The sequence below is a fragment of the Streptomyces sp. NPDC002032 genome (assembly GCF_042890765.1).
Lineage (GTDB): Bacteria > Actinomycetota > Actinomycetes > Streptomycetales > Streptomycetaceae > Streptomyces.
Window position 1 is genome coordinate 123,579 of the sequence record NZ_JBIASM010000017.1, and the last position, 24,063, is coordinate 147,641.

The window sequence follows — 24,063 nt, forward strand, 5'->3', positions numbered from 1 at the left end:
AGGAGCGGCATGTCCCCCTCACGCGCAACGGCCCGGGCACGCTGGCTCGTGCCCGTCCTCCTCCTGGTGGCATGGCTCGGCATCGGCGGCGTGCTGGGCCCCTACGCCGGCCGGCTCGGCGAGGTCTCCACCAACGACCAGGCCGCTTTCCTCCCCCGCAGCGCCGAGTCCACCGGGGTGGCCCGCGCGCAGGCCGCCTTCCGGCAGGAGGAGACCCTCCCCGCGATCGTCGTGTGGACGTCCGCCGCGGCGGACGGCAAGGTGACGGCGTCCCAGCAGGCACGGGCGACCGCGGCGATCACCGCGCTGGCAGGGCGGCCGGGCGTCGTCGGCGCCCCCTCCCCCGCCCTGCGCTCCGAGGACGGCGCGGCCCTGCGGGCGGTCGTCCCGCTGCGGCCGGACCTGGAGGACGGGTTGCCGGCGGCGCTGGAGCAGCTGCGTGCCGCCGCGTCGCGGGTCGAAGGGACCACCGTCCAGGTGACCGGGCCCGCCGCGACCCGGGCGGACCTCTCGGACGCCTTCGCCGGGATCGACGGGCTGCTGCTGGGCGTGGCCCTGACGACCGTGCTCGTCATCCTGCTGCTCGTCTACCGCAGCGTGCTGCTGCCGCTGCTGATCATCATCGGTGCCGTGCTCTCCCTCGGCGCTGCCTGCGCCGTCGTCTACGCGCTGGCGGACGCGGACGTGGTGCGCGTGGACGGACAGGTTCAGGGCATCCTGTCGATCCTGGTCATCGGTGCCGCCACCGACTACGCGCTGCTGCTGACGGCACGCTTCCGCGAGGAACTGGGGGACGCGGACGGACGACACGGCGGCGACCGTTTCCGGGCGATGCGCTCGGCGCTGCGCCGCTCCGCGGGCCCGATCACGGCCAGCGCGGGTACGGTCGCGCTGGGTCTGCTGGCCCTCTTCCTCAGCGATCTGACCAACAACCGGGCGCTGGGTCCGGTCGGCGCGATCGGGATCGTCTGCGCCCTGCTGAGCACCCTCACCTTCCTGCCCGCCGCGCTGGTCCTGCTGGGACGGGCGGCCTACTGGCCGGCCAAGGTGCGTACGCGGGACGCCTCCCGGGGTCTGTGGGCCCGGACGGCGGCCCTCGTCGAGCGGGCTCCGCGCAGGGTGTGGGTGACGGTACTGGCCGGGCTGCTGGCCTGTTCGGCCTTCGCGCCCGCACTCCACCCGGGGGGCGTCCCGCTCGACGAGACCTTCGTCAACGACGCGCCGTCGGTGGCGGGCCAGCGGGCGTTGAGCCGTCACTTCCCGGGCGGCTCGGGCAATCCCGCCGTCGTCATCGCGGACGCGGACCGGCTCGACGCCGTGCGCGAGACCGTCGCGATGACACCCGGCGTCGCCTCCGTCTCCGTGGCCTCCGTGGCCCCGGCGAAGGGGGCACCGTCCGGTCCCCCACTGGTCGCGGACGGGCGGGTACGGATCGACGCCACCCTGGAGGACCCCGCGGACACGGCGGCGGCCAAGGCGACCGTGGTACGGCTGCGTACGGCGGTGCACGCGGTCGAGGGGGCCGAGGCCGTGGTGGGCGGGTACACGGCGCAGGCCTACGACACCCAGCGGACCGCCGAACGGGACCGCACGCTCATCGTCCCCGTGGTACTGGTCATCATCCTGCTCATCCTCGTGGGGCTGCTGCGCTCGCTCGTCATGCCGCTGCTGTTGGTCGCGACCGTCGCGCTGAACTTCTTCGCCACGCTGGGCGTGTCGGCGCTGGTGTTCCGGCACGTCTTCGGTTTCAGCGGAGCGGACGCCTCGGTACCGCTGTACGGGTTCGTGTTCCTGGTGGCCCTCGGCGTGGACTACAACATCTTCCTCATGTCCCGGGTGCGGGAGGAGTCGCTGCGCCACGGGGTACGGGCGGGGGTGACGCGCGGGCTGACGGCGACGGGCGGGGTGATCACGTCGGCGGGCGTCGTGCTGGCGGCCACGTTCGCGGCCCTCGGCGTCATTCCGCTGGCCTTCCTCGTGCAGATCGCCTTCATCGTGGCCTTCGGCGTCCTGCTGGACACCCTGCTGGTGCGTTCACTGCTGGTGCCCGCGCTGGTGCTGGACATCGGCCCGAAGGCCTGGTGGCCGGGGCGGCTGTCGGCCGGGGCCGGCGCCGGGGCGGTGGCCGGTCAGGGCGCGGCGGAGCGCCCGCCCGCGGAGAACTCCTGACCGAGGATGTCCAGGAACCGCAGGGCGGCGGACGCGTCCTGCGCGCCGGCCCGCTCCAGGGCACGCTGGGTGGCCCGCGCCAGGAACCGGAAGTGCTCGGCGGCCACGTGCCGGGCCGCGGGCTCGTAGTAGAGGTGCACGACGCGCCGGTCGGCGCTCTCCCGGACCCGGCGCACGTGTCCCGCCTTCTCCAGGCGGTCGAGGCAGGAGGTGACCGCGCCGGAGGTGAGGCCGAGGTGGCGGCCGAGCCGTCCGGGCGTCAGGGGGGCGGGTGCGTCGAGGATGGCGGCGAGGGCCTGGACATCGGTGGCGTGCAGTCCGTGCTCGCTCGCGAACCGGTGGATCAGGGCGTTCATCTCACCGTTGACGTGGCGCAGGTGACGGGCCATCTCCATCAGCCGCGCGTCGGCGGCGGGGGCGGGGGCCCCGCCGCGGTGATCGTCGTCGCCTTGCCGCTCGCTCTCCTCCACCGGCACAGACTATCCCGGCCCGCGCCGCCGGTATGACGGGGAGCCGCAGGGAAAGCCCGCCCGGCTGCTACAATGATCCCACTGGCCTTCGGCGCCCCAACAGGTGCGCACGGAGGCTTTTTTTATGCCTTCTTTTATGCCTTCTGACACCTCCGAGCCCCGCGCGCTTCCCACTCCTCCCATCACCGGTTACCGCGGTCTGCTCCGCAACCGCGAGTTCGCCGGGCTGTACGCCGGCTTCACCCTGACGGCCGCCGCGAGCACCTTGTCGGGCTTCGCGCTCGGCACGCTGGTCGACCACCAGACCGGATCCCCGTTCCTGACGGCCGTGAGCATGTACGGCGCCTCCTTCGCGACGGTGCTCGGCGCGCTGACGCTGATGTCGGTCGCCGACGGAGCCCGTCCCCGCCGCACCCTCGTCGCACTCCAGTGGGTCTCCCTCCTCGGCGTCGCCGCACAGGCGGTTCCGGGGCTGCCGCTCACCGCCCGGTTCGGGCTGCTCCTCCTGCTGGGGTTCTTCCAGTCCCTGGGGACCGGGACGCGGATGGGGCTGCTCGCCGAGGTGGTGCCGGCCTCCGCGTACGCGCTGGCACGGTCGCTGATCAACATCACCTCGGGCGGCATGGCCGTCCTCGGCTACGCCATCGGCGCCGTCCTGCTGCGGTATCTGAGCCCGCAGGGGGTCTTCGTCACCGCGGCGGCCCTGACCGGCGCCGGGCTGGTCATCGTGGCGGTGACCGTCCGGGAACGCTCGATCCGGCTGACCCGACGCCCCGGACTGCGCCGGACCTGGACGACGAACCGCGAGCTCTTCTCGCACGCCGGCCAGCGCGCCCTGCTGCTGAACCTGTGGGTTCCCAACGGCCTGGTCGTCGGCTGCGAAGCCCTCTTCATCTCCTACGAGCCCCAGCACGCCGGCGCCCTCCTGGCTGCGGGATCAGCGGGCATGCTCCTCGGCGACCTGACCGTCGGACGACTGCTCACCGCCGGGCAGCGGCGCCGCCACGCGTTCGGGCTGCGCCTGCTGCTCGCCGTCCCCTACCTGCTGTTCGCCGCGCATCCGCCCGTCGCGCCGGCGGCGGCCGCGGTGTTCCTCGCCAGTGCCGGCTTCGCCGCCACCCTGCCGCTCCAGGAGCAGCTCCTGGAGCTGACCCCCGACCCGGTGCGCGGCCAGGTGCAGGGCGTCGAGTCCGCGGGCCGGATGATGTGGCAGGGCATCGGAGCCGCGATCGCCGGCGGCGCCGCCCAGCACCTGGCGGCCGGCACGGCCATGGCCGCCGTGGCCGTGGTGTCCGTCGCCATCACGGTCTTCTCCCGGCCCTTCGTGGTCCGCGCCCGTTCCGTCCGCGTCAGCGGGGGGTGAGGACGCAGAACTCGTTGCCCTCCGGGTCGGCCAGTACCGTCCAGGGGAAGGCGGACTGGTCGATGCCGGGGTCGGTGGCTCCCAGGGCGCGCAGCCGGGACACCTCCGCCGCCAGGTCGTCGCCGGGGTAGGGGCGGACGTCGAGGTGGACGCGGTTCCATCCGCTCTTGGTGCCGGGGGTGCGGAGGAACTCCAGGTAGGGGCCGACGTTTTGGGCCGAGCGCAGGGTGGCGGTGTCGTCGGTGACCTCGTGCGGCGTCCAGTCCATCGCCGCGCCCCAGAACCGGGCCATCTCCCGCGGGTCGGCGCAGTCGACCACCACCGCGGCGACCGGCCCGGTGTCCCGGTAGACCGGGCGGGGCTCCAGGACGCAGAACTCGTTCCCCTCCGGATCGGCCATGACCGTCCAGGGGACCTCGCCCTGACCCACGTCCGCGAGGGTGGCGCCGAGTTCCGTCAGGCGTGCGACCAGTTCCGCCTGATGGGCGGCCGAGGTGGTGGCCAGGTCGAGGTGCACCCGGTTCTTGACCGTTTTGGGTTCCGGGTCGGCGACGATGTCGATGCAGACGGCGGTGGGGCCGGGGTAGGCGAAACCCGGGGGTTCGAGGTTGGTCACCCCGGGCCCCTCGCTGTCGATGCCCCAGCCGAGCGCCTGCGCCCAGAACCGGCCGAGCCCGGAGTCGTCCCGGGCCTTCATGGTGATCTGTACGAGTCGTGTTGCCATGCCGGGGATCCTAGGAGCCGCCGCCGTCCGGCGGGGAGCGCGGGGGCGTCCGGGACGGGGACCCCGCGCCGGCGCGGCGGTGTCAGGGGCGGCCCAGGAGGGCCGTGCCGGCGGACGTGTCCGCGCGGGCCGTGAAGAAGTCGGTGAACGCGGCGACGAACTCCTCTTCGCTGATGCGGCCGTCGCCGTCCACGTCCAGCCGGCGGAAGGCGTCGTTCAGCTCGGCCGGGTGGACGCGGGGGCCCCCGAACAGGATGCGGTACTCGTCCGCGCACAGGTGTCCGCTGCCGTCGGTGTCGGCGGCGCCGAACAGGGCGCGCACCGCCGGCTTGAGGCCCTGGTCGAGGTAGGCGGGGTCCCGGTCGATCTCCTTGAGCATCGCCGAGACGAACTCGGCGCAGTCCACCGCGCCGTCGCCGTCCGCGTCCATGGACGCGCGCAGGTGCTGCCACCAGGTCTCGAAGGCGGCGTAGAGGCGGTCTTCGTGTGCGACGGGGAGCTCCAGCTGCCAGCACACGTTGTGGACCATCGCCTGGAGGTCCGCGGAGTCGACCCGCCCGTCCCCGGTCTGGTCGAGCACCTGCCGGAAGAACGCCTCCAGGCGCGCCGGGCGGGAGTCGGGGGTGGCGGCCCGGGGCCGGGGCAGGCGTCGGGGGGCGGGCCGCTGCCGGTCGGGGGCGGAGGGGGTGCGGTAGCGCAGCCGGTCCGGCAGGCGGGTCATGACCTGCCGCATGCCGCGGTGCACCGTCCAGGACAGGGCGGCGGCGGTCCGGGTCCGGGGCACGGCGAACCGCTCGTGCCAGGCCGGCGGCAGGTCGGCGACGGTCAGGGTGGTCAGCACGCTCGCGGCCACGGTGCGCAGCAGCGGCCAGGCGGGTGCGAGCCGTCCCATCCGGCGGGGGGCGGGGGCCTCGCGCAGCATGTCGTGGAGGAGGTAGCGGACCTGGCCGCCGTATTCGAGGACCTCGCGGACGGTCCGGTCGACGTGGGCGGGTACGTCGGCGGCGGTCGCCGGCAGGACTTCGCCGGGGATGCCGAGGTCGGTGCAGACTTCCGTGAACTCGGCGTACAGCGCGTCGAGTTCGGCCGGGGCGAGCGGGTCGCCGGAGAGCTCGCGCATGGCCGTCATGGCCTCGTACAAGGTGAGCATCACCCAGGCGCGGACCGCCGGATCCTCGGCGTCGTACGGGCGGCCGGCGTCGTCGGTGCCGCGGATGCGGCGGTGCGCGCGCTCCAGCCGGGCGACCTCGCGCCGGCGCTCCTCGGGACCGGCGAAGAACAGCCGGCTGCCGCTGTCCATGGTGTGCTCGATCCGCCGCCAGGGATGGGCCCGGTACGTGGAGTAGCGGGCGGTACCGGCCGCGACGGCGGGGTGGGCGGTCTGCAGGACGAGCAGCCGCCAGGCCACCAGCCCGATGCGCCATTCGCCGAGGGTCTGGCGCAGCAGGCCGTCGCGGGTGGGAAGAGGGTGTGGCGTCACGCGGTGCTCCTGGAGGACGGGGCCAACAGGGGGACAACGCCGTACGTACGGAGGAGGTTGCGGCGGGCGGCCCGGCAGGTCCGGGCCGGGCCGGGGCGGACCGGTTGCCGCACCGGGGGGTTTGCGGGCGGCAGATGTGAGCAGACGAGCGTTCACGACCGATCCGGTACGACAACGACGAGGAGGTTCCCATGTCGGGCACCGAGAAGAGCAAGGCCACCGCCGAGCAGGCCAAGGGCAAGGCGAAGGAAACCGTCGGCCGCGCCGTCGGCAACGAGAGCATGACCGCCGAGGGCCGCGCCGAGCAGGTCAAGGGCGACGCCCGCGAGGCCAAGGAGAAGGCCAAGGACGCCCTCCGCGACTGAGCCCGCCCCCAGGCTCCCCGTACGGCGAAGCCCCCGACCCGATCCCCCCGGGCCGGGGGCTTCGCCGCGCCCGACGGGCGCGTGACGGGCGGGGCGGAGCCGGTCAGGCCATCTTCAGGACGGCGGTCACCCGCTTGCCCGCGGGATCGGACACGACGGTGACCTCCTCGGCGAGGCGCCGGATGAGCGGCCAGCCGTAGCCGCCCATCCGCCCCAGGAGCGAGGTGCGGGTGACCGGGTGTGCGGTGCTCGTGTCGCCGACCACCAGGCGCAGGAAGCCGCTCTCGATGCGCGCTTCGAAGTAGGTGACGGCGCCGCCGTGGCGGATCGCGTTGGTGACCAGTTCCGTCACCACCAGCAGGGCGTCGACGGCGTCCGGCGCATCCAGATCTCGCCCGTCACCTGTGAGTACGGCCTTCACCACGGCCCGGGCGGCTGCCGCGCTCGTGGGACATCCGGCGGAAGGGTGATTCACGTTCACTACCTGCCCAGCGACGCTCCATTCTGGGCCACCACCCTAACGGCCGCGGGGTGCCGCAGGGGCCTTACCCCCATATCCGCCGTCGTGGCTACAGGGCGCGGGCCGCTTCCGGATCCTGCGCGACCGTGAACAGGGGAGTCGTCCCGGTGACGTCGAGGAGCCGTGCGAGCTGAAGGGGGACGGGACCGGCCAGGACCAGATGGCCGGTGCGCAGCAGGCGCATGAGCTGGTTGAGGACGGAGGAGTCCGCGAACGTCAGTCCGCTCACGTCCACCACGATGCGCCGCAGGTGCGGAGCCGCGACGGCCTCGTCGGCGGCGGACTGGAAGGGCGCCACGCTGTCGAGGTCGAAATCCCCCGCGCACACGATGACGCGGACACCGTCGGCGTCGGGCAACACCCGCACCGTCGTCTCCATTCGAGGCTCCCCCTCGGTTGTCGGCAAAGGCGGCGGCGTCCGGCGCCCACGCGTCGAGGGGCCCGGGTGCCATCTGGCGCCCGGGCCCCGAAGGAACTGCTACACCATCTGCTTGTTTCCGCACACCCCACCGGAACGGCGTCGGGACTGCGGGGATCGCGGTTGCTTGACCGGAGACCACCTCACTATCGATGTCCTGCGGTACCCGGACCCTTGACACCGGTCCGGGCGATCCTGATGGCGCCTGGCTCCTCCGTTCCTCCCTCTGAACCAACTGTTCGCACTTCTGTACTGCTGCACTTCTGTACTGCGGTACTGCGGTACTGCGGTACTGCTGCCCGGCAGTTCGTTCCTGCCGGGCCCTTCTTGATCTCGGCTACGAGAGAAACCATAGCCGCACGGCAATCCAATGTCTACTGCGGCCGAGGTAGATTTTCGGGTGTTCGACAGCCAGGTAATCGGTGTCGAACAGAGCGGTACGGCCGCTGCGGGCTCTCGCCCCCACCCCGGGGGGTACGTTGGAGACAGCCGTTGGCGACCCCCGCGCCGCCGCGTCCCCTCCTCCGGCCGGAGGGGGCGCTCCGGGCACGGGCCTCCTCGACCGCACCGCCCGCCCGACGGGCCGTGCACTCCTTCCCCGTCCGCGGGAAGGGAGGGGCTCCACCCCCGGCCGGGAGGCCCGCCATGTGTCCGAGCCTGTACACAGCCCATCCCGCCGGCGCCCACCAGGCGGAGCCGGTCGTCGCCCACGCCTCGGCCTGCCGGCTCGGGTCGGACCCGGACGTGGTGCTGGTGCGAGTGAGCGGGGAGATCGACCTCGACACCGTCCACGTGGTCCACACCGCCCTGAACGCCTACCGGGCCCGGCGGACCGTCGTCGACCTCAGCCGGTGCAGCTTCGCCGACAGCAGCCTCTTCCACGCCCTGCTCGACGCCCACCGCCACCAGCACCTGGTCCTCGCCGGCCCGTACACCCGGCAGCTCGAACAGGTCCTCACCCTCACCGGCGCCACCGCACTCGTCCCCCTCGCCCCCGACAGCGCTGCCGCGGTGCGGATGCAATAACCCCGCTCACCTGCGTGTTTACGAAGGCAATACTTGCCTTTGTCAACTTTTTATCCCTGAACACCTCTTTTGATTTGCCTGGAGCAACCATCTTTTTCTACGGTTGCCCGAAGCAACCATATGGGAGGTGTGATGGCCGGGCCGGCGCAGTACGAGGAACTGGCTCGCGAGCTCAGCGCCATCGGAGCCGTGAAGAGGGACATGGGGCGGATCCTGCCGCATGACTGTCCGGCGGCCTCGGCCGCCGTGCTGACGCTCCTCGGACGACACGGCGCCATGCGGATGAGCAGGCTGTCCGAGCTGCTCTCCGTGGACATGTCGGTGACCAGCCGCCATGTCGCCCACCTCGCGGACCGGGGCTGGGTCGAGCGCTGCCCCGACCCCGCCGACGGACGCTCGCGCATCCTGCACCTCACCCCGACCGGCCAGGACCAGCTCGACGAGCTGTCCCGGCGCACGTCGCGGCTCCTCGCCGACCGGCTGAGCGACTGGTCCGACGACGAGGTGGGCCGGCTCGTCCAGCTCATGAGCCGGCTGCGCGCCAGCTTCGGCGACGGCCGCTCCCCCGCCCGGCACCCGGACACGGCAGAACCGAACACCCGAACACCCGAACTCCCGCATGAAGAACGTTAGGAAGCCCATGACAACGACCACACCAACCGGTGTGCGGGGCTCACACGCCAAGCACGGAGGCGGCGGCGACACCGCCGCGCCGATGACCCACCGGCAGATCATGGAAGCCCTCTCCGGGCTGCTGCTCGGCATGTTCGTCGCGATCCTGTCCTCCACGATCGTCTCCAACGCGCTGCCCCACATCATCGGCGACCTGGGCGGCGGACAGTCCGCCTACACCTGGGTCGTCACGGCCGCCCTGCTCTCCATGACCGCGACCACGCCCCTGTGGGGCAAGCTGTCCGATCTGTACAGCAAGAAGGCGCTCGTCCAGATCGCCCTGGTCATCTACGTCCTCGGCTCGGCCGCGGCCGGTCTCTCGCAGAACGCCGGGATGCTGATCGCTTGCCGCGTCGTGCAGGGCATCGGCGTGGGCGGCCTCTCGGCCCTCGCGCAGATCGTGATGGCCGCGATGATCTCCCCGCGCGAGCGCGGGCGCTACTCCGGCTACCTCGGCGCCGTGTTCGCCGTCGCCACCGTCGGCGGCCCGCTGCTGGGCGGGGTCATCACCGACACGGACTGGCTCGGCTGGCGCTGGTGCTTCTACGTCGGCGTGCCCTTCGCGATCATCGCGCTGGTCGTCCTCCAGAAGACCCTCCACCTGCCCGTCGTCAAGCGTGAGGTCAAGGTCGACTGGGGCGGGGCCTTCTTCATCTCGGCCTCGGTCTCGCTGCTGCTGGTCTGGGTCACCTTCGCCGGGGACAAGTACGACTGGATGTCCTGGCAGACCGCTGCCATGGTCGGCGGATCGATCGTGCTCGGCCTCTTGTTCCTGCTCATCGAGAGCAGGGCCAGCGAGCCCATCATCCCGCTGCGCCTCTTCCGCAACCGCACCATCGCCCTGTCCTCGATCGCCTCGCTCTTCGTCGGCGTCGCGATGTTCACCGGCACGGTCTTCTTCAGCCAGTACTTCCAGCTGGCCCGCGACAAGTCCCCGACCATGTCGGGCGTCATGACCATCCCGATGATCGGCGGCCTGTTCATCTCGTCGACCGTCTCCGGCCAGGTCATCACCAAGACCGGCCGCTGGAAGGCGTGGCTGCTCAGCGGCGGCGTGCTGGTGACCGCCGGACTGGGCCTGCTCGGCACGATCCGCTACGACACCGAGTACTGGCACATCGCGGTCTTCATGGCGCTCCTGGGCCTCGGCATCGGCATGATGATGCAGAACCTGGTGCTGTGCACGCAGAACCAGGTGGCACCCTCCGACCTCGGCTCGGCCAGCTCCACGGTGACGTTCTTCCGTTCCCTCGGCGGCGCGATCGGCGTCTCCGCGCTCGGCGCGGTCATGGCCAACCGGATCACCGGCTACGCCAAGGACGGACTCGCCACCCTCGACCCGAAGTACCAGGCCGCCGCGGCCGCTTCGAGCTCGGGCAGCAGCATCCCCGACATGAACAGCCTGCCCGCGCCGCTGCGCACCGTGATGGAGAGCGCCTACGGCCACGGCATCGCGGACGTCTTCCTGATCGCCGCGCCGCTGGCGCTGATCGCCTTCCTCGTCACGATCTTCATCAAGGAGGTCCCGCTGCGGACCTCGGGCGGTCTGGCGCCGTCCGCGGAATCGGACCAGTCCGCCGTGACCGCTGCCGCCGCCGTCCCGCAGGCCAGGGCGGCGACCGGAAGCGACGCCGGACGGGACGACCGCGAAGGGGCGGGAACCCAGCGGACCGCCGCCGTCACCCAGACCACGGCCACGGCCACGGCCACGGCCACGAACGAAGGGTCCGGCTCCATGAACGGTGGTACTCCGGTGCGCGGCCACGTGCGCGGCGCCGAGAACGCGCCCGTACCGCAGGCCGCGGTGACGCTGATCTCCCTCGCGGGACGCCAGCTCGGCCGGTCGGTCGCGCAGGCCGACGGCTCGTACGCGGTCGAGGCGCCGGGCACCGGCTCGTACGTCCTGATCGCCTCCGCCGACGGCTTCCAGCCGCAGGCCTCGACGATCGTCGTCAACGGCGAGCCCCTCGCCTACGACATCCTGCTCAGCGGGACCAGCGGCCTGAACGTCCTCGTACGGGCCGCCGGGACCGGCGCGCCCGTCGAGGAGGCGATGGTCATCGTCACCGACGTGCGCGGTGAGGTCCTGGCCACCGCGACCACCGGCCCGCAGGGCGAGTGCGCCTTCGGCGACCTGGTCCCGGGGTCCGTGACCGTCGCGGTGAACGCCCCCGCCCACCGTCCGGCGGCGCTGCCCGTCGAGGTCGGCGGCACCGGCGTCACCCGCGTCGAGGTCGAACTCAGCGCGGGCGCGCGGGTCCAGGGCGTCGTACGGGCGCCGGCCGGGCCGCTCGGCGACGCGCGGGTCACCCTCGTCGACGCCGCCGGGAACGTCGTCGGCACGGCCAGGACCGGCCCGGACGGCGCGTACGCCTTCGCCGACCTGGGCGGCGGCCAGTACACCGTCATCGCGACGGGGTACCCGCCGGTGGCCACGACGCTGACCCTGGACGGTCCGGGCGTCGACGGACACGACATCGCACTCGCCCACCCCGGCGAGTAGCAGCCCCTCCGGCCCGTGGGGCGCGCCCCGGACGGCGCGCGCCCCACGGGCCGTTCGACTTCGAAACGATCATCGAAAAGCTTCGCAGGGAGACAACGGGATGGGACTGACCGCACGGATCCGCACGCGTGACGGATGGGCCGTATCGCACGCGGTCGTCACGGTGACCGACACGACGGGCACGCAGGTCGTGCGCGCCGAAGCCGACGGCGAGGGCGTCGTGCGCGACGCGACCGCGCTGGCTCCGGGGGCGTACACCGTGATCGTCACGGCGGTCGGCTACGCGCCCACCGCGTCCAGCGCGCTGGTGACGGCGAGCGGACGCGCCGAGGTGGGGAACGTGGTCCTCGCCCGCCAGGGCGGCGGCGAACTGCCCCCGCCCGGCCCCTGGACGATCGACCCGGCCCACTCCTCCGTGGGCGCCGTCGCCCAGCACCTGGGCATCTCCAGCGTGCACGGGCGCTTCACCGAGTTCGCCGGGCGGATCGACATCGCCGCCGGGGAGGTTTCCGCGTCCCGCGTCGAGGCGGTGATCACCTCCGCCTCCATGGACACCGGCAACGCGATGCGGGACGGCCACCTGAAGTCGGCGGACTTCCTGGACGTGGAAACGTACCCGGAGATCACCTACCGCTCGACGGGGCTGACCCCCGCCGGCCCCGACCGCTGGACCGTGCACGGCGACCTCACCCTGCGCGGGGTCGTCCGCCCCGTCGACCTCGACCTCGCCTACCTCGGCACCGGGGCCGACCCCTGGGGCGGGACGCGGGCCGCCTTCCGCGCCGGGGCGGAGCTGCGCCGCGAGGACTTCGCCATGAACTACAACCAGGTGGTCCAGGCGGGCATCGCCGCCATCGGCACCACCGTCAAGGTGGAACTGGACATCCAGGCGGTGCAGGGGGTGTCGCTGCCGCAGTGAGCGCTCCCCCGGCCGCCGGGGCGGGCGGCGCCCGCGTACGACCTGCGGCCCATGCGCGGGGCGACCTGGGGGTGAGGGGCGCAAAGCGCGGTCGCTACTCCAGGCGGATGGGCCGGGGCCGTCCGTGACGAACGATGGCTCTTGCACGGCCGCTGCTGATGGCGGCTCAACTCGCAGGAGAATCAAGTGCGTTCAGCATCGCGTTACAAGGCACCCGTGGCCGCCCTGGCGGCGCTCGTCGTGATGGGCACCGTGAGCACGGCGTCGGCCGCCTCGGCCGGCGCCGGGGGCGGCGCGGACGGCGGACCGCAGGCGAGACCGGCCTACGCGAGGGTGACCGGGAGCGCGGAGTTCGTGCTCCCGTACGTCAAGGACCGTGACGTGCGCTCGTTCACCTTCGACGCGCAGGCCGCGCCGTACAGCAATCCCCTTCCGGGGATTCCCACCGGCCTGCCCAGCGACGCCCGCGGCACGGTGAAGGTCTCCCACTACTCGGACCGGGACAAGCGCACCTACACGGCGGTGGGCCGGGTGGACTGCCTGGTCACCGGCCCGCACACCGCGACGCTGACCGCCGTCTTCACCGAGGTCAGCCCCGGCGGCCCGCCCTGGCTCGGCAAGCGGATCGGGTTCAGCGTCTACGACGGCGGCCCGGACGGGGGCCACTCCGAGGACCGGGTGGGGTTCTCGTGGAACGGGGTGAACCTGCTGCCGGGCGGTGCCGGCGAACCGCCCGAGGCCGAGGTCGGCACCTGCATGGCCCCGGCTCCGTACGCTCCCGTCACCCGGGGCGGGTACACCGTGCGGCACGCCGACCTGCTGCCGCCGCCCGCCGCCCGGTGATCCCCGCGCCCGGGCGGGGACGGGGGTGCGGGCGGCCTTCGCCGGGCCCCGGCACCGCGAGGGTCACAGGGCCGCCCCGTGCGGGTCGCCCGGCCTCCCGGCGGGTGCGGCGGCGCCGGGCGCCAGGACCGTGACGGGACCGGCGCAGGCCACGGCCGCCACGGCCGAGCGCTCGGGGTCCGCCCACTCCAGGAGGCGCGGGCCCGGGTGGTCCGCCTTCAGCAGGGCCTCCCGGCGGACCCACAGCCGCAGCAGCGCCGGGCCGGGATCGGGCAGGGCGGCGGCTTCGCGGAGGTCCGCTTCGGGCAGCAGGCGGCGCAGCACCCGCAGGGGGCCGGGGCGGCGGGCGGCGGGCTCGACGTCGATGCCGATGGCGCCGGGGCCGACGGCCGCGGCGACCAGGCCGTCGGCGTGGCTCAGGCTGAGCCCCACTCCCGGGTGACCGCGCAGGTACGGACGCCCGTGCCCGGCCCGCCCGCACCCGGGGCACCGCTGCGCCGGGGCGCAGGCGCTCAGGGGCAGGCCGGTGTGGCGGGCGACGCACAGCCGCAGGAGCAGCCGGGACGCCAGTACGTCGTCGCGCCGGCCCGGCACCTTGACCGCGGCGAGCCGTTCGTGTTCCCAGGGTTCGAGCAGCCCCTGGTGCAGCTCGCGGCGGGCCAGGACTTCCCGGGTGGTCGCCACGACCGCGAGGGCCGTCGTCGCGGCCGGGCCGGTGTTCAGGGGGTGGCGCTCAGGAAGCGCTTCTGGACGTGGCCGAGGGTGCGGAAGTCGTCGATGGTGACCTCCTGGAGGTCGATGGAGCTGCCGGAGAGCTCCTCCAGGAGGTCGATGAACTCCAGGAAGTCCATCGAGTCGATGAGGCGCGCCTCGATGAGGTCCTCGTCGGCGTCGATGGGGCCGTCGAGCCCGGGGTTCTTCTCGTGCAGCCACGTGGTGATGCGTTCCATGGGGAGGGTCGCTCCTTGTCGCGGGTACGTAGGGGTGCGGGGGCGGGTGCGGGGATGCGGCGGGTGCGGCGGGTGCGGACGGAGTGTCAGGGCCGGGCGGCGCGGAGCCGGTCCAGGGCCTGCTCGGGGCTGCCGTGGGCGAGGATCATCGCGTGGACCCAGCGCTCGACGCCGAAGGCGACGCAGGCGCTGTACGCCGGTCCCTCCGAGCCCGCGCGGATGTCCAGCCGCTCGCCGAAGAAGTTGCGGTGCCGGTTGACGGAGGCGATGGCCGTGCCGTCGGGGGCGGAGAACTCGTGCTTGACCGGGTCCAGGGCCATCAGCCGGGCCCGGGAGCCGCCCTTGTCGTAGAACGGGTCGTCGGCCACCGCCCTGGTCAGTTCCAGTCCGAGGAGTGCGGCGGCTTCCAGGATGAACTCGGCTCCGTGTTCGAGGTGCTCGACCGCGCCCTGCTTGGTGCCGAGGTAGAGGACCTCGCGCATGTGGAAGCCCCACAGGCGGCGCAGTCCGTCGTAATGGGTCTCGTTGCGGAAGCAGCGGCCGGCGGCGGAGAGGCGCAGACCCCCCTCGCCGACGTCCCTGCCCTCCAGGGAGAGCAGCAGTCCGTAGCAGGTGGCGGAGGGGAGCAGGTAGCCGGTCGGGCGCAGGGGCAGCTCTCCCGGTGCCTCGCCGGCGGCCAACCCGTCGAGGGCGTCGGGGGTGAAGCGGCCGGCGGAGACGCCGAGATGGGGGAAGTTGCGGAAGAAGTCGAGCCGGGCCAGCCCCTCCACGGACAGCAGGGGCGGACCGACGACCTCGGGCGCGCCGAGCCGTGCGGCCAGCCCCGTGAGCAGGTCGTCCAGTCCGTGCAGGAGGGCGGTGCGGACCGGGTCCAGCGTGATCAGGCCCGCCCCCGGGCTCTTGAGGCCGCCGTCCGGCAGGGCCGTGGTGCTGGATGTGCTCATGGAAACCGCTCTCTCTGGGTCGGCCGGATGGGCGGAAGGAATGCGGCGCGGGCTCGTCGCGGTGGGCTCCGCGTGCTTCCACGGGTCCTCAGGACGCGCGACCGTCCGTGCGGGTGGTCAGCGTCGACCGCGACGCGTGCGCAGCGGTGGCCGCCGTGGCGGCGGCGGAGAAGTCGGCTGATGTCCCATCAAGGACCGGACTGCGCATGGGGACAGTAAGCCGCTCGCGCGCCTATTGTCTAGACCAAACCTGACCCGTTACGGGTACATCCGGACGGTGTCCGAAAGTCGTTGGCCGATACAACGCCGCATATTGAGATGCCACTTGACAGCAGTTATGGTCTAAACCAATTCTGCTGCATGGCGTCGCCATCGCAACCGCGCCACGGTGTGGGCCCCACCGGTCCATGCCCCATCCGTCCATGCCCTCGGCCGGCCACGCCCGCTGCCGGTCCACGCCCTCTGCCGTCCGCCCCGCGCCGGGGCGCGCCCCGTGCCGCCCCCGTCGGCCGACTCCCGTTCTGGAGGGACCACATGACGACACCCGCTCCCCGCCGCCCCCGCCCCCGTCTGCACCGGGCCGCCTCGGACCTGCCGTACTTCAGCGCGGACGGCGAGTCCTACCTCGCCCAGAGCACCCTGCGGGAGCTGAAGAAGTCGCGCCCGCTGAGGGTGCTGTCCGAAGAGGACTTCGCCCACTGGCAGACGTACGGCTACGTCATCGTCCGGGAGGCGGTCCCGCCCGAGGCGGCCCGCCGCCTCCTCGACTTCGCCTGGGAGTTCCAGGGCCTCGACCCGGACCGGCCCGAGAGCTGGTACGAGGACCGGCCGCTGCGCTCCGAGCTCGACCGGCAGCTGCACGTCTACGGCTTCGTCGAGGCGTACCACCACCAGCTGCTCTGGGACAACCGGCAGGCCCAGCGCGTGTACGACGCCTTCGTTGACGTGTGGGACGTCGAGGAGCTGTGGGTCACCCAGGACCGGCTCAACCTCAACCCGCCCAACATCAAGAACCGCGACCGCGCCCTGATCGAACCCACGGACCGCGGCTTCGACATCGACCTGCACTGGGACATCGACACCACGCTCGGCGTTCCGCCGCAGCGGGTACAGGGGATCATCGCGCTCAACGACACCCGGCCGGAGTCGGGCGGCTTCCAGTGCAACCCGGAGCTGTTCCGGCGGTTCGAGGAGTGGAAGATCGGCCGGCCCGCCGACCGCGACCCCCTGCGCCCCGACGTGGACCGGACCGAATACCCCGTCGTCCGCCCCGACCTGCGCCCCGGCGACCTGCTGATCTGGAACGGCCTGCTCGCCCACGGCGTGGCGCGCAACGTCTCCCGGGACCAGGTGCGGGCGGTCCAGTACCTGTCGATGATGCCGGCCCTGGAAGAGCACGAGCGGCTGCGGCGTTCCCGCGTCGACGCCTGGCGGCACCTGCGGACCCCGCGCTGGAACCGGACCCTGGTCGGCGACCCCGTACTGCACGAGTCCAAGCGGTACCCGACGGCCACCCTGAACGAGCTGGGCAGCCGCCTCCTCGGACTCACCTCCTGGCACGACCCGGCACCCGGGGCGGACGCCGCCACCGGCCAGAGCGGGGAGCCGGCGTGCGCCGTGTCTGTCTGACCCTCCCCACCAACCGGTCGTGCGCCGAGACCATCCGGGCCGTGGCCGATGAGGCCGCCGACGGCGCCCGCCGGTTCGGCGTCGAGGTGCACCTCCTCGTCCTCGACTCCTCCGACGCCCCGGTGCTCGCCGGGCACCGGGCCGCGGTGGCCGCGCTGCCCGCCGCCCCCGGGGTGGTCGTGCACCACTTCGACGAGGACGGACAACGGACCTTCCTGCGCGAGGTGATCGACGGGTCCGGCGCCGCCGCGCCCGAACGGCTGCTCGACCTGATGCTGCCGTCGCGCGTCTCCTACGGCGCCTGCACCAACCGCGCGTTCCTCCTCGCGGAGGCCCTGGGCTGCGCGTCCGTCCACCGCCGGGACTCGGACAGCCGCTACCAGTACCTGGACGGGGAGCCCGTCTTCCCCCTCCACCACGAGCTGGCGGCCCTCGGGCTGCGGGCCGCCGACGTGTCCGGCCAGGTGACGCGGAGCAGGCTCGACCCCGCCTGCGCGCAGCGGCCGGTTTCGCTGGTCGGCGGCTCCTTCGTCGGCGAGATGTCCGTGGACGTCGAGGAGATCCGGCGTCTGGACCCGGCCGTGTACGAGGACGTCATCGGCCTCTCGGTGCCCGACGGCTACCCGGAGATCTGGCGGAAGAACCTGATCGCGCAGTCCTTCCGGGGCGCCGGGTCAGCTGCGTTCACCGCCGACCTCACCACCCTGACGAGCGTCAGCCCGATGCGGGTGGACATGTGCAACATCGCCTTCGACCGCGAGGTCTACGGCCGGGTCCCGCTGCCTCCCGCCACCGACACCATCGGCAGCGACTACTTCCTCATCCACCTGATCCACGACGCGAAACTGCCCGGTGTCCTGCACAACCGGCACATCGTCAATTACCACACCGACGAACGGCGTTCCGACGCGGGTTTCCTCGCCTACCACCTGCGGTTCGCGAAGTTCCTCCTCGCCGGGCCGCACTTCGACGCCGTGTACGCCGCGACGAGGGCGGCCGGTGACGGCCTGCTCGACACCTCGGGCCGGATCCGGCCCGAAGCCGTGGCCCGATGCGTCCGGGACGGCGCCCGCGTGGACCGGGCCCGGGGCGCCGCACGGCTCGACGTCCTCGACCGCTCGTACCGGACGCTGGGCGGCCGCTACGCCGAGGCGGCGGACGTCCTCGCCGCGCGCCGCGGGGAACTCCTCGACGAGGTCCGCCGGGACATGGAGGACTTCGCCCTCCTCGCCGACGCCTGGCCGGGAATGACCCGCGCCGGCCGCACGCACCACCGGCCGGGACCGCCGCTGCGGGAGTCCGCGGGGTGCACGGCGTGAGCCGCACCCGCGCCCCGCACCCGGCCGCCGCGCACCCCCAGGTCCTGTCCGTCGTGTACGAGGGCGGCACGCGGCGCCGGGGCCCCGTCACCATGGGGCAGGCCAACATGATCCGCTGCATGCTGCGGGACGAGCCGGACCACATCAACATCCACGACGTGTGGCCGGTGCCGGAGGGGACCCGGACGGACGCGGTGGTCGACGCCCTGCGCACCCTCGTCGTACGGCATGAGGCGCTGCGCACCACCTTCCCGCACTCCCCGGGCAGTGCGCCCCGCGAGCAGGTCGTGGCGCCCCGGGGAGTGTTCACGCTCACCCTCGCCGACCAGGCGCAGGCACTCGGCGAACCGGGCGGACCCGGCGAACCGGGCGAACTTGCGGCGCACGCCGAGTCGCTGGCCCGAGGGGCCCGCGCCGGACGCTTCCGGCTGGACCGGGACTTCCCGCTGCGCCTGACCCTGCTGGTGCGCTCCGGCGCACCCGTCTTCCTGGCCGTGGCGGCGAGCCACGCCGTGACGGACATCGGCGCCCTCGCCGTCCTGAAGGAGGAGTGGCTCACCCTGCTCGCAGGCGGCGCGCTGCCCGCGCCGACGTCGCTCACCCCGCTCGAACTCGCGGCCGAGGAGGCGACCCCGGCCGGTCTGCGCAAGTCCGCCGCCTCGCTGCGGTACTGGGAGCGGATCATCCGCGACGGACCCCAGGCGATGTTCGCGGAGCCGGGCGCCGAGGGCACCGAGGTACCCGCGCCGCGGCTCACCCTGCGGTCGCGGCGGGCCGCCCGCGCCCTGGCACGCGTGGCCGCGCGCACCGGCGGGATGCCGTCCACCGTGCTGCTGACCGCCTGGTGCGCGCTCGTCGCGCACCGTACGGGGCAGAGCGCGTGCGTCGTCGCCGTGCCGACCTCCAACCGGTACCACCCCCGGCTCGCCCGCTCGGTCAACACCCTGTCCCAGGACGCCCTGCTCTGCCTGGACACGCAGGTCCCGACCTTCGACGCGCTCCTGAAGAAGGCCTGGGGGGCGGCCCTCAACGCCTACCGGCACAGCCAGTTCGACGCGGTCGGGCTGTGGGAGATGATCGGCAGGGCCACCTTCGAGCGCGGCAGCCGGTTCGCGCGCGACGTCGTGTTCAACGACGTGAGCACGCTCCCGGGGGCCGTGGCCTCCCCCCTCCCCGCCGAGGCCCCTGCCGAGGCGGATCCGGAGCTGAGCTGGGGCCCGGACCAGGTCCTGCCGACCCGCCTGCTGACCTTCGTCTACGCAACCGAACCGCAGGTGCACCTCGGCATGTGGGCCGATCCCGCGCTGTTCGACCGCGAGGGGGCACAGGCGTTCCTCACCGGCCTGGTCCGGCTCCTGGAGGCGGCCGCGGTGGCGGACGTACCGCTGTCCTCGCTCACGGCGGTGACGGGGGTGTGCCCGGTCGAACGCGGCCCGCAATGGCACCGGGTGGACGGCTCCTGGACTTCGCCGCCGCTGGTGGCGGCGGCGCTGAGCGAGGCCCTGGGGGGTCTGCCCGTACACGTCCGCGTGGACTCCCCGCCCGGGAGCGGGCCGGCGGAGGCCGCCCTGACGGCGTACATCGCCGCCGGGGACACCCCGCTCACCCCGGAGCGGGCGCACACCGCACTGATGGACGCGCTCCCCGGCCGCCCCGGCGTACTGGCCCCGCGCCGGTACGTGATCGTCCAGCACCCGCCGGCGGAGGCGGACCGGAGCAGCGCGTGGCTGCACCGGCAGATACTCAGGGAAGGGACCGGCCGGGCCCCGGCGGATGTGACATGACGACGGACGAGATATCCGAAGGACTCGCGGGATCCGAGGGACCGGCGCGGCGGGGGGCGGGCTCCCCGCCGCCCAGCCCGTGGCGGTCGAGCCGCTTCCGGCTCTTCTTCACCGCGCGCAGCACCTCGCTGCTCGGCGACGGCATGCTGATGGTGTCGCTGACGACCGCCGTGCTCGGGGCCGGTTACGGCGCCTCGGGCGTCGGCTACGCGCTGGCCGCGTGGATGGCGCCGATCGTGGTGCTCGTGCTGTTCGGCGGGGTCCTCGCCGACCGGTTCACCCCCCAGGTGATGATGGTGGGCGCGGACCTGGTGCGCATGGTGGCCATGCTCGCGCTCGCGGTGCTGCTGATCGGCACGGACGTACGGCTGTGGCACGTCATGGCGCTGATGGCGCTCAGCGGCGCCGCCACCGCCATGTTCCAGCCGGGCCTGGCGAGCCTGGTGCCCCAGGTCGCCGAGGACATCCAGCGGGCCAACGCCCTGCTGAGGATCTCCGAGGCGATCTGCACCCTGCTCGGTCCCGGTGTCGCCGGGCTCCTCGTCGCCTACTGGAACGTGGCGGGGTCGTTCGTCGTCATCGCGGCGGCGTACGCGCTGAGCGCGCTGGGCCTGGCGCCGCTGCGCAAGCTCGGCACCGCCCGGGACGCGAGCGACGAGCCCATGTGGAACCGGCTCGCGACGGGCTGGCAGGAGTTCCGGTCCCGTTCGTGGCTGTGGGGAGTCATCTCCGTCTGGGCCGTCTACGGCCTCTTCGTCTTCGGCCCGGCCCTCCCGCTCGGCGCGGCGCTGCTCACCGAACAGCACGGGGCCGGCGGCTACGGCTGGATCGCCTCGGCCGACGGCGCCGGGACGATCATCGGCGGTCTGCTCGGCATGCGGGTCCGGCCCCGTCGGCCGCTCGTCGCGGGGGCCTGCGCGATGTTCTTCTTCGCCCTCAACCCGCTCGCGCCCGCGCTCGGCTGGTCCTTCACCGTGACGGCGCTCACCGGGGTCGTGGCCGGCTGCGGGTTCGCGTTCTGGGGGGTCATGTGGGCGACGAGCGTGCAGTCCCACATCCCCCTGGCGGTGCTGAGCCGCGTCTCGGCGTACGACGTGGCCGGCTCCATCATGGTCATCCCCCTGGGCCGCGCCCTGGCCGGCCCGGCGGCCGACGCCTACGGGGCGGACCGGGTCCTGCTGTTCTCCTCGGTCGTGGGCGTCCTCTGCATCGGCGTGATGCTCTGCGTCCCCGCGATCCGCGCCCTGGGCCGGGCCCCCGAGGGCGCACCGCCGAAGGCGGCGCCGGCCGTGGCCGGCGGAGCCGGGCACCCGAGCGCGTGACCTCGCGGGCCGCGCCGGACCGGGTACCGGGTCCGGCGCGCAGCGACACGGCGCCGGGTCAGGCGACGTCGTAGAGCAGGTGCGTCGCCGTCGATGTCACGGTCACGCTCCGCTGCACCAGCGTGCGGGGCGTGCCGCCGGTGAACAGGGGCGTTCCGGCGCCCAGGACGACGGGCGCGAGGTGCAGCGACAGCATGTCGACCAGTCCGGCGTCGAGGGCCGAGCCGATGGTGGCGCCGCCGCCCATGAGGACGACGTCGAGCTCCCTGCCGCTGTCCTTCGACGCCGCCACGGCCCGCTCCCGCGCGGCGGCGACGGCATCGGCCAGGCCAGTGGTGACGAACGTCCAGTCGAGGCCGGTGAGCCGGACCGAGGGGGGCGGTGCGCTCGTCACGACGACGAACGCGGGCTCGGCGGCTTCGCGGGCGCCGTAGCCGATGGTGTCGTTCCAGCCGTCCGGCCCGTCGACCAGGTCGAAGAGGCGGCGCCCCATGACGACGGCGCCCGAGCGGACGGCCGCCTCGTGCACCAAGCGCCGGTCGTCGGGGTCCTCGGAGAAGGCCCAGGTGTGCAGGGCCTCTCCCCCGGTACCCAGACCGCTGCCCGGGCGGGGATCGGGGCCGGTGACGAAGCCGTCGAGGGAGAGCGAGATGTCGGCGATGATCCGGGTCATGCAGGGCAGACCCGGATCACCGCCGGAACTCATCGGCCGCCCACCCTCACTTTCGCCAGAACAGGTGGTGCGTCACGCCGCTCGGGCTGGGCACGACCTCCAGGTGGAACCGGTCGAGCAGTTCCTCGGGGGACTCCCAGAGCCGCTGTCCGGACCCGAACTCCACCGGCGCGACCGCCACGTGCATCGTGTCGACGAGGCCGGCGTCGAGGAACTGCCGGATCGTGCTCACCCCGCCGCCGAGCCGGACGTCCCGGCCCCGCGCCGCCTCCCGCGCCCGCTCCAGGACCGTGGCCGGGTCGCCCGCGACGAAATGGAACGTGGTGTCGGCGAGCGTGAGCGGCGGACGCTCGTGGTGGGTCATGACGAACACCGGGGTGCGGAACGGGGGCTCGTCCCCCCACCAGCCGCGCCACTCCTCGCCGTCCCAGGGCCCGCGCCGGGGCCCGAACTTGTTGCGGCCCATGATCTCGGCGCCGATGTTGCGGGGGTAGTCCCGCGTGAAGTAGTCGTCCAGGCCGCGGCTCCCGCCGGGGTCGGTGCGCATGGGCCAGCTCGCCGTGGCGCCGGCCCACGCGAACAGCCTCTCGGCGCCGGGGAGACCGAACGGATTCTCCAGGCTCTGGTCCTCGGCGGCACCGGCGCCGATGCCGTCGCGCGAGACGTTGAAGTTCTGCACCCTCAGTAGCTGAGCCACGTGTTCCTCCTGTGCTGTCGGCAACGGTGGTGAGACTCTCCGGAGCACCGGAACTCATCGTCGCGTCCGGAACCGGCCGAACACCCGCGCCCCGCCGCCGGCCGCGCGTCACGCGGCCCGCGTGAGCCGGTTCGCGAACGTCGACACCGTGTACGTGCCGATGCCGAGGACCACCTCAAGGGCGTTCTGGCGCGTGAAGCCGGACGCCTGGAAGCGGCCCAGGTCCTCGTCGCTCACCGCGCCCGACGAGGCGAGCACCTGGAGGGTGAAGTCCCGTACGGCCCTCAGCCGGTCCGGATCCGGGGCCGGACCCAGCGACCCGAGCTTCGCCTCGTGCATGTCCACGCACAGGTGGCACTGGTTGCGGGCGGCGACGGTCAGGATGACGGTCTCGCGGGAGTGCGGGTCCAGGGTCGTGGACTCGAAGATCTCGCTCAGCTTCAGGAAGCCGTCCAGCGTGTGCGGGGACTCCTTCAGGAGGGCGACGGCGCGGGCGGTGCGGGCGGTCATGTCGGTGTGCACGAGAGCTCCAGACGGGACGGGACGGGCCGGGCCGGGATGGGGCGGGCCGGAGTGACTTAGGATGGACAACATGGTTGACCATGTCGGTGAGAAGAACGTAAACCAGGTTGTCGATAACGGCAAGGGGTACGAGCCGGGATACGAGCTGCCGTTCCTCCTCTTCGGCGGCTTCCGCACCCTGATCGACCGCCTGCACGCCCGCCTCGCCGAGGAGGGCCACCCCCATCTGCGCCCCGCCCACGGCTTCGCCATGCAGGCCGTCGGTACGCGCGGGGCGACCGCCAGCGACATCGGGCGTCGGCTCGGCGTCTCGAAGCAGGCCGCGGGCAAGACCGTGGACCGCCTCCTCGCCCTCGGCTACGCCGAGCGCGCCGACGACCCCGCCGACGCCCGCCGCAAGCTCGTCCGCCTCACCCCGCGCGGTGACGACGCGCTGGCCCGCTCGGCCGCCGTCTTCGACGAGCTGCGCGCCGAGTGGGCCGCGGCCCTCGGCGCCGAGCGCGTACGGGACATGGAGGCCGCGCTGCGCACCGTCGTACCGGCCGAGACCGCCTACCGGCTGGACGCCACGAGCTGGCTCGGAGGGGCGTGACGGGCGTGACGGGCGGCGGCGGCCCGAATCGCCCGGCGCGAGGAGTCCCGTCGCATGGGCGGGAACGCGAGAACGCCCGGCCGGGGTTCCGGTCGGGCGTTGTCGTGCGTGTGGTGTCCGCTGGTGGCTTAGTACCAGTGGTGGGACTGCCAGAAGTTC

Annotated in this window: 24 protein-coding genes; 13 read left to right on the forward strand and 11 right to left on the reverse strand. The window is 73.3% G+C overall.

Going from position 1 to position 24,063, the window contains the following annotated elements; genetic code table 11:
• The first annotated feature begins 9 nt into the window (after positions 1-9).
• A complete protein-coding gene (locus tag ACFYYT_RS30010; protein ID WP_351822868.1) occupies positions 10-2,169 on the forward strand; it encodes an MMPL family transporter in 2,160 nt (719 codons plus the stop codon).
• Here the strand turns inward: ACFYYT_RS30010 and ACFYYT_RS30015 are convergent.
• Positions 2,130-2,639, reverse strand: coding sequence for a MarR family winged helix-turn-helix transcriptional regulator (locus tag ACFYYT_RS30015; protein ID WP_385316900.1), 510 nt, complete (start codon positions 2,637-2,639; stop codon positions 2,130-2,132). The genes ACFYYT_RS30010 and ACFYYT_RS30015 overlap by 40 nt on opposite strands.
• 136 nt (positions 2,640-2,775) lie before the next feature.
• Here ACFYYT_RS30015 and ACFYYT_RS30020 point away from each other — a divergent pair, with 136 nt between their 5' ends.
• Entirely contained in the window at positions 2,776-4,002 is a 1,227-nt protein-coding gene (locus tag ACFYYT_RS30020; protein ID WP_351822871.1) for an MFS transporter, read from the forward strand.
• On the opposite strand, the gene ACFYYT_RS30025 is transcribed toward ACFYYT_RS30020, so the two are convergent.
• Complete coding sequence (locus tag ACFYYT_RS30025) at positions 3,989-4,726, reverse strand: VOC family protein (RefSeq protein WP_351822874.1); 738 nt, start codon at positions 4,724-4,726, stop codon at positions 3,989-3,991. The genes ACFYYT_RS30020 and ACFYYT_RS30025 overlap by 14 nt on opposite strands.
• Before the next feature lie 82 nt (positions 4,727-4,808).
• The gene (locus ACFYYT_RS30030; protein WP_351822877.1) at positions 4,809-6,206 is read right to left on the reverse strand and encodes an oxygenase MpaB family protein; all 1,398 of its coding nucleotides are present in this window, start codon (positions 6,204-6,206) and stop codon (positions 4,809-4,811) included.
• Between the two features lie 191 nt (positions 6,207-6,397).
• On the opposite strand from ACFYYT_RS30030, the gene ACFYYT_RS30035 reads away from it, so the two are divergent.
• Positions 6,398-6,571 (forward strand): CsbD family protein, encoded by a 174-nt coding sequence (locus tag ACFYYT_RS30035; protein ID WP_351822880.1) that lies wholly within the window; start codon positions 6,398-6,400, stop codon positions 6,569-6,571.
• Positions 6,572-6,674: 103 nt separating this feature from the next.
• Here the strand turns inward: ACFYYT_RS30035 and ACFYYT_RS30040 are convergent, their stop codons facing one another.
• Positions 6,675-7,046 carry an ATP-binding protein gene (locus tag ACFYYT_RS30040; RefSeq protein WP_351822883.1) on the reverse strand — a complete coding sequence of 124 codons (372 nt, stop codon included), beginning with the start codon at positions 7,044-7,046 and terminating at the stop codon, positions 6,675-6,677.
• 94 nt (positions 7,047-7,140) lie between these two features.
• Complete coding sequence (locus tag ACFYYT_RS30045; protein WP_351822886.1) at positions 7,141-7,470, reverse strand: STAS domain-containing protein; 330 nt, start codon at positions 7,468-7,470, stop codon at positions 7,141-7,143.
• Positions 7,471-8,154: 684 nt separating this feature from the next.
• Between ACFYYT_RS30045 and ACFYYT_RS30050 the strand changes: the two genes are divergently transcribed.
• From ACFYYT_RS30050 to ACFYYT_RS30070, 5 genes are all read left to right on the forward strand, one after another.
• On the forward strand, positions 8,155-8,535 hold the full coding sequence (locus ACFYYT_RS30050; protein ID WP_351822889.1) for an STAS domain-containing protein: 381 nt from the start codon (positions 8,155-8,157) through the stop codon (positions 8,533-8,535).
• 132 nt (positions 8,536-8,667) lie between these two features.
• Positions 8,668-9,168 carry a MarR family transcriptional regulator gene (locus tag ACFYYT_RS30055; RefSeq protein ID WP_351822892.1) on the forward strand — a complete coding sequence of 167 codons (501 nt, stop codon included), beginning with the start codon at positions 8,668-8,670 and terminating at the stop codon, positions 9,166-9,168.
• 7 nt (positions 9,169-9,175) lie between these two features.
• Entirely contained in the window at positions 9,176-11,710 is a 2,535-nt protein-coding gene (locus tag ACFYYT_RS30060) for an MFS transporter (protein WP_351822895.1), read from the forward strand.
• A 100-nt stretch (positions 11,711-11,810) separates the two neighbouring features.
• Complete coding sequence (locus tag ACFYYT_RS30065) at positions 11,811-12,629, forward strand: YceI family protein (protein WP_351822898.1); 819 nt, start codon at positions 11,811-11,813, stop codon at positions 12,627-12,629.
• A gap of 186 nt (positions 12,630-12,815) precedes the next feature.
• Positions 12,816-13,472 carry a hypothetical protein gene (locus ACFYYT_RS30070; protein ID WP_351822901.1) on the forward strand — a complete coding sequence of 219 codons (657 nt, stop codon included), beginning with the start codon at positions 12,816-12,818 and terminating at the stop codon, positions 13,470-13,472.
• 63 nt (positions 13,473-13,535) lie between these two features.
• Here ACFYYT_RS30070 and ACFYYT_RS30075 read toward each other — a convergent pair whose 3' ends face one another.
• The 3 genes from ACFYYT_RS30075 to ACFYYT_RS30085 form a co-directional block, all read right to left on the reverse strand.
• On the reverse strand, positions 13,536-14,156 hold the full coding sequence (locus ACFYYT_RS30075; protein WP_388609906.1) for a 4'-phosphopantetheinyl transferase family protein: 621 nt from the start codon (positions 14,154-14,156) through the stop codon (positions 13,536-13,538).
• A 35-nt stretch (positions 14,157-14,191) separates the two neighbouring features.
• Complete coding sequence (locus ACFYYT_RS30080; RefSeq protein WP_351822904.1) at positions 14,192-14,422, reverse strand: acyl carrier protein; 231 nt, start codon at positions 14,420-14,422, stop codon at positions 14,192-14,194.
• Positions 14,423-14,508: 86 nt separating this feature from the next.
• Positions 14,509-15,366, reverse strand: coding sequence for a hypothetical protein (locus ACFYYT_RS30085; RefSeq protein WP_351822907.1), 858 nt, complete (start codon positions 15,364-15,366; stop codon positions 14,509-14,511).
• Positions 15,367-15,900: 534 nt separating this feature from the next.
• Between ACFYYT_RS30085 and ACFYYT_RS30090 the strand changes: the two genes are divergently transcribed.
• The 4 genes from ACFYYT_RS30090 to ACFYYT_RS30105 are packed head-to-tail and all read left to right on the forward strand — an operon-like array spanning position 15,901 to position 21,420.
• Positions 15,901-16,995 carry a phytanoyl-CoA dioxygenase family protein gene (locus ACFYYT_RS30090; RefSeq protein ID WP_351822910.1) on the forward strand — a complete coding sequence of 365 codons (1,095 nt, stop codon included), beginning with the start codon at positions 15,901-15,903 and terminating at the stop codon, positions 16,993-16,995.
• Entirely contained in the window at positions 16,977-18,314 is a 1,338-nt protein-coding gene (locus tag ACFYYT_RS30095; RefSeq protein ID WP_351822913.1) for a DUF6271 family protein, read from the forward strand. Before ACFYYT_RS30090 ends, ACFYYT_RS30095 begins: the two co-directional genes overlap by 19 nt.
• Positions 18,311-20,098: a condensation domain-containing protein gene (locus ACFYYT_RS30100; RefSeq protein WP_351822916.1), complete on the forward strand. Its 1,788-nt coding sequence runs from the start codon at positions 18,311-18,313 to the stop codon at positions 20,096-20,098. Before ACFYYT_RS30095 ends, ACFYYT_RS30100 begins: the two co-directional genes overlap by 4 nt.
• The gene (locus ACFYYT_RS30105) at positions 20,095-21,420 is read left to right on the forward strand and encodes an MFS transporter (protein ID WP_351822919.1); all 1,326 of its coding nucleotides are present in this window, start codon (positions 20,095-20,097) and stop codon (positions 21,418-21,420) included. Before ACFYYT_RS30100 ends, ACFYYT_RS30105 begins: the two co-directional genes overlap by 4 nt.
• 58 nt (positions 21,421-21,478) lie before the next feature.
• Here ACFYYT_RS30105 and ACFYYT_RS30110 read toward each other — a convergent pair whose 3' ends face one another.
• From ACFYYT_RS30110 to ACFYYT_RS30120, 3 genes are all read right to left on the reverse strand, one after another.
• Positions 21,479-22,093 carry a dihydrofolate reductase family protein gene (locus ACFYYT_RS30110; RefSeq protein WP_351822943.1) on the reverse strand — a complete coding sequence of 205 codons (615 nt, stop codon included), beginning with the start codon at positions 22,091-22,093 and terminating at the stop codon, positions 21,479-21,481.
• 46 nt (positions 22,094-22,139) lie between these two features.
• On the reverse strand, positions 22,140-22,790 hold the full coding sequence (locus ACFYYT_RS30115; RefSeq protein ID WP_351822922.1) for a dihydrofolate reductase family protein: 651 nt from the start codon (positions 22,788-22,790) through the stop codon (positions 22,140-22,142).
• A gap of 108 nt (positions 22,791-22,898) precedes the next feature.
• Positions 22,899-23,300 carry a carboxymuconolactone decarboxylase family protein gene (locus tag ACFYYT_RS30120; protein ID WP_351822946.1) on the reverse strand — a complete coding sequence of 134 codons (402 nt, stop codon included), beginning with the start codon at positions 23,298-23,300 and terminating at the stop codon, positions 22,899-22,901.
• An 82-nt stretch (positions 23,301-23,382) separates the two neighbouring features.
• Here ACFYYT_RS30120 and ACFYYT_RS30125 point away from each other — a divergent pair, with 82 nt between their 5' ends.
• Positions 23,383-23,904, forward strand: a complete 522-nt coding sequence (locus tag ACFYYT_RS30125; RefSeq protein ID WP_351822925.1) for a MarR family winged helix-turn-helix transcriptional regulator — start codon at positions 23,383-23,385, stop codon at positions 23,902-23,904.
• Positions 23,905-24,063 lie beyond the last annotated feature (159 nt).